Origin of the sequence: Kitasatospora sp. NPDC059803, assembly GCF_042732255.1 — a bacterium.
GTDB lineage: Bacteria > Actinomycetota > Actinomycetes > Streptomycetales > Streptomycetaceae > Kitasatospora.
Genome location: NZ_JBHWIJ010000451.1, coordinates 1 through 4,586, shown reverse-complemented (window position 1 = coordinate 4,586; position 4,586 = coordinate 1). Strand labels below are relative to the sequence as shown.

The window sequence follows — 4,586 nt, the reverse complement described above, 5'->3', positions numbered from 1 at the left end:
GCGGCGGGCCCTCGGGCGTGCCGGCGGATCGACCCGGCTCAGGCCTCAGGCCCGCAGGGCCGCCGGGACGACGGCGAACAGCGCCGCCGCCAGGGTGACGGAGAGGCAGAGCGCGGCCCAGCGGGCGCAGATCCGGCGGCACTCGCTGCGGTAACGGGCGGCCAGCCGGCGGCAGCGCTCGACGGCGCGGTCGACGACCTCCTCGGCGTAGCGCAGGCGGTCGGCGGCGTAGGCCTGCTCCAGGCTCTCCCGCTCCGCGGCGGGCAGCCACGGGAACTGCCCGGCGAAGGCCCGGGCGTCCCGTTCGGCCGCCGCCACCTCGGCCTCCCAGGCGAGATAGCCCTCCAGCCGGGCGATCTCCGCCCGGGCGTTCACCCGGCCGCCCCCGGCGGGCCGGCCCTGCCGAGGGGTCCGCGCTCCCGGCGGACGCTGTCTGCCACCCATGACCGCTCCTCATGTCCTGTCGAGGCGTGCTGTCGGGACGCCCTGTCGAACCGTCCCGCCGAACCGGCGCGGGAGACCGCTCCGCAACCAGGCCACTACTATCAGTGACCACACGGGCGGGCAGGGCGACTCGCCGAGCCGCCGCGCGACTCCTCGCAACCCCGCCGGGCCGGCTCCGCCCCGGAGTGTCGGCTCCGAAAAAGTTGCGTGCCACGCACTCTTGCGCGGCCCGCAGGTTTCCGGGGAGAGTAGTGGGCGTGACGAAGAGTCAGATCGGTCTGCGGGAACGGAAGAAGGCCGCGACCCGGGAGGCACTGAGCTGGGCCGCACTGCGTCTGGCGGTGGAACGGGGCCTGGAGAACGTCCGGGTGGAGGACATCGCGGCCGCGGCCGGGGTGTCACCGCGCACCTACAACAACTACTTCTCCAGCAAGGCCGAGGCCATCGTCTCCCGGCACTGCGACCGCATCCGGCTCGTCGGCGAGGCGCTGCGCGAGCGGCCCTTGGCCGAACCTCTCTGGGAGGCGCTCACCCGGGCCACCCTCGCACCCTTCGACGGCGCGGCGGAGCAACCGGACCCGCGGTGGACCGCCGCGGTGCGGCTACTGCTGCGCGAACCGGCCCTCCAGGCCGAGCTGGCCCGCGCCGGCGCGGACGCCGAGGCCGGGCTCGCCGCAGCGGTGGCCGCCCGGACCGGGGCCGACCCCGGCGGCCTCCACCCCAGACTGGTCGCCGCCGGCGTCCTGGCCGCGCTCAGGGCGGCCAGCGACGTATGGCTGCGCGCCGACCCGCCGGTACCGCTGCAACCGCTCCTGGCGGAGGCGCTGCGGCAGCTGGCGGCCGGCCTCCCCGAACCGTCGTCCTCGTGAACTCACCGTCGCACAGGGGGATTTACCATGACCCACGATGTCATCATCGCCGGCGCCGGCCCGAACGGGCTGATGCTGGCCTGCGAACTGGCGCTGGCCGGAGTCCGGCCGGTGGTGCTGGACCGGCTGGCCGAACGTTCGTCGGAGCAGAAGGCGAACGGGCTGGTCGGCCAGGTGATCCGGCTGCTGGACCACCGCGGCCTGTACGAGCGGCTCGGCGGCCCGGGCGCCCCGGCCCCGGTGCCCCGCTTCGTGTTCGGCGCGTTCCCGCTGGACCTCCGGGAGCTCGACGGCAACCCGCTGTACGCCCTGCCGGTGCCGCAGCACCGGATCGAGCAGGCCCTGGCGGAGCGGGCCCGCGAACTCGGCGTGACCGTGCACCACGGCCGTGAGGTCACCGGTCTGACCCAGGACGAGGCGGGGGTGACCGTCGAGGTCCACGGACCGGACGGGCCGCAGCGGCTGCGCGCCCGCTACCTGGTCGGCGCCGACGGCGGCCGCAGCACCGTCCGCAAGCTGGCCGGGATCGGCTTCCCCGGGGTCACCTCGCCCGACCCCGTCGCGCGCATCGCCCACGTGCGCCCGCCCGAGGGGCTGCAGGTGCTCGACACCGGCGAGGTCCTGCTGCCCGGCTGCCCGACGCCGTTCCGCCCGTTCACCCACACCCGCACCGCGCACGGGGTGTTCGTGCTCGCCCCGATGGGCCCGGAACTCGCCATGATGGCCACCATGGAGTGGGACGGCCCGCCCGTCGACGAGACCGTGCCGGCCACGCTGGACGAACTGCGCGCCAGCGTCCGCCGGGTGACCGGCGCCGACCTGCCGCTCGCCCCGGCCGGCACGCCCGGCGCGCACACCCCGCGCCGCCAGGTCGGGCACAACACCCGGCTCGCCGAGCGCTACCGCGAGGGCCGGGTGCTGCTGGTCGGCGACGCCGCGCACGTGCACGCCGCCACCGGCGGTCCGGGCCTCAACCTCGGCCTCCAGGACGCCGCGAACCTCGGCTGGAAGCTGGCCGCCGACCTCCAGGGCTGGGCCCCGCCCGGCCTGCTGGACAGCTACCACCGCGAGCGGTACCCCGTCGGCGAACGGGTCTTCATGCACTCGCAGGCCCAGATGGCCCTGATGTCCCCGGGCCCGGCCGTCACCGCCCTGCGCGCCCTGTTCGGCGAACTGCTCGCGTACCAGGACAACCTCGGGCGGATCGCCGCGCTCATGGCGGGCAGCGACGTCCGGTACGACACCGACTGCCCGCACCCGCTCGCCGGCGGCTTCGCGCCGGACCTCCCGCTGACCACCGCCGCCGGCCCCACCCGGCTCGCCGAACTGGTCCGCGGCGGCCGGGCCCTGCTGCTCGACCTCGCGGGGGGCTCACCACGGCTCGCCGACCTCGCGGCCGACTGGAAGGGCCGGGTGGACGTGCTCACGGCCGACTGCCCGCAACCGCCCGCCGGCGCGCTGCTGGTGCGCCCGGACGGCTACGTCGCCTGGGCCGCCGCTCCCGGGGAGGAGGATCCGGAGGGGCTGCTGCGCGCGCTGCACGCCTGGTTCGGCGAACCGGACTCCGCCCGCTGCTGAGCACCCGCACCCGGACGCCCCACCGGCCCCGGTCGGGGCGGCCGGGGCCGGGGGGAGAGAATGGACCGCATGTCCCCACGTCGCCCCGCGCCCCGCGCCGCCGCCTCCGCGCCCCGGCTGCTGCCCTCCTCCCCCTGCCCCTGCGGCCTGCCCGCCGCCTACGGCGACTGCTGCGGGCGGCTGCACCGCGGCCAGACGGCGGCCACCACCGCCGAGTCCCTGATGCGCTCGCGGTACAGCGCCTTCGCCGCCCAGGACGAGGCGTACCTGCTGCGCACCTGGCACCCGGACACCCGGCCCGCCGAGGTGGACTTCGACCCGGCGCTGCGCTGGACCGGCCTGGAGGTGGTGTCCACCACCGAGGGCGGCGCCTTCCACGCGGAGGGCACGGTCGCCTTCCGGGCGCACTGGACCGAGGGCCGCGAGCAGGGCGTGCTCACCGAGCACAGCCGGTTCGTCCGGCACGAGGGCGCCTGGGTGTACCTCGACGCACTCTCGCTCGGCTGACCCTCGGGGTCCTCGGGGTCCTCGGGGTCCTCGACAGGCGAACTCCTACAGGTAGTCGTCCAGTCGGCCGAGGGCGAAGCCCTGCGCGGTGACGTCGTTGACGACCTTGCGGAGCAGGTCCGGCATCGAGGCCTTCCAGAGGTCGACGCCCCGGAAGTGGGTGAGGATGATGTCGCCCGGGTGGAGCTTCCGGTCGTTGTAGCGCCACTCCATGTGGTCCGGGAAGGCCTCCTCGTTCCACAGCGGCACCGCCTGGACCCCGCAGGACGCCGCCGCGCGCAGCGTGTCGTCGTTGTACTCGCCGTACGGGGGCCGGAACAGCCGGGGGCGGACGCCGATCTGCTTCTCCAGCTGGTCCTGCTGACGGCAGATCTCGTCGCGCTGGGCCCCGTAGCCGAGGACCTTCAGGTTGCGGTGGTTGATGGTGTGGTTGTTGATCTCCACCCCCTGGGCGTGCAGGTCGCGGAAGTAGCCGTAGTTCTCGCGGGCCAGGTAGTCGGAGATGTAGGTGCTGAGCGGGATGCCGAGTTCGTCGGCCATCCGGGAGAACTCCGGGTCCTTCTCGGAGCCGTCGTCGACGGTGAGGAAGACCACCTTCTCGTCGGTCGGCACCCGGTAGACCACCGGCGGCCGCCCCTCCTTGAGCTTCACGCCCTGCGACTGGGCCAGTACCGGCCTGGTCGCCGGGCGTGGCGGCGCCTTCAGCGGCGGGGCCTCCAGGCCCCATCGGTGCGCGGTCTCCAGGGCCGCCCCGGTTTCCGACTCCTGGCGGGCGACCGCCTCGGTGCCGGCCTCCTCCTCCTTGCGGGCCAGGCCCGGCAGCACCGGCAGCGCCTCGGGCGGGCGGCCGACCCCGTGTTCGACGACGGGCACGGCACCCGGCGCGGGCGGGACGACGGCCGGCCGCGCGGGGTCGACCGGCCCGGCACAGCCGGCGGCGACGGCGGAGAGGCAGACGGTGGCCAGCAGACCGGTCCGCACACCCGCCCGCATACCGGCGCCGTGTCCCTGAATTCCCCTCAAACCCGCATTAATGCGATGATTTGATGATCTGTTCATAGAAGCACTGCTCCCCCGCAGCGCACCCCCGCCAATCCCCTCATCACCCGTGCGGGGCAACGACGCGCCGGGCCCCTGCCCTTCCTTTGCCGAACCGGCCGGGCACCCGAACCGGCCGGGCACCCGAGT

Annotated in this window: 5 protein-coding genes; 3 read left to right on the top strand and 2 right to left on the bottom strand. The window is 75.1% G+C overall.

The genetic code is table 11. The annotated features are described in order from the left end of the window. Positions 1–45 precede the first annotated feature (45 nt). A complete protein-coding gene (locus tag ACFV6I_RS37830) occupies positions 46–444 on the bottom strand; it encodes a cytochrome C oxidase subunit I (protein WP_159398309.1) in 399 nt (132 codons plus the stop codon). A gap of 257 nt (positions 445–701) precedes the next feature. Here ACFV6I_RS37830 and ACFV6I_RS37825 point away from each other — a divergent pair, with 257 nt between their 5' ends. The 3 genes from ACFV6I_RS37825 to ACFV6I_RS37815 are packed head-to-tail and all read left to right on the top strand — an operon-like array spanning position 702 to position 3,398. Next, on the top strand, positions 702–1,313 hold the full coding sequence (locus ACFV6I_RS37825; protein WP_063346059.1) for a TetR family transcriptional regulator: 612 nt from the start codon (positions 702–704) through the stop codon (positions 1,311–1,313). Positions 1,314–1,340: 27 nt separating this feature from the next. Then, positions 1,341–2,891, top strand: coding sequence for an FAD-dependent monooxygenase (locus ACFV6I_RS37820; protein ID WP_380430642.1), 1,551 nt, complete (start codon positions 1,341–1,343; stop codon positions 2,889–2,891). A gap of 60 nt (positions 2,892–2,951) precedes the next feature. Next, entirely contained in the window at positions 2,952–3,398 is a 447-nt protein-coding gene (locus ACFV6I_RS37815; protein ID WP_380345511.1) for a YchJ family protein, read from the top strand. A 45-nt stretch (positions 3,399–3,443) separates the two neighbouring features. Here ACFV6I_RS37815 and ACFV6I_RS37810 read toward each other — a convergent pair whose 3' ends face one another. Beyond that, positions 3,444–4,379: a polysaccharide deacetylase family protein gene (locus tag ACFV6I_RS37810; RefSeq protein ID WP_380430640.1), complete on the bottom strand. Its 936-nt coding sequence runs from the start codon at positions 4,377–4,379 to the stop codon at positions 3,444–3,446. Positions 4,380–4,586 lie beyond the last annotated feature (207 nt).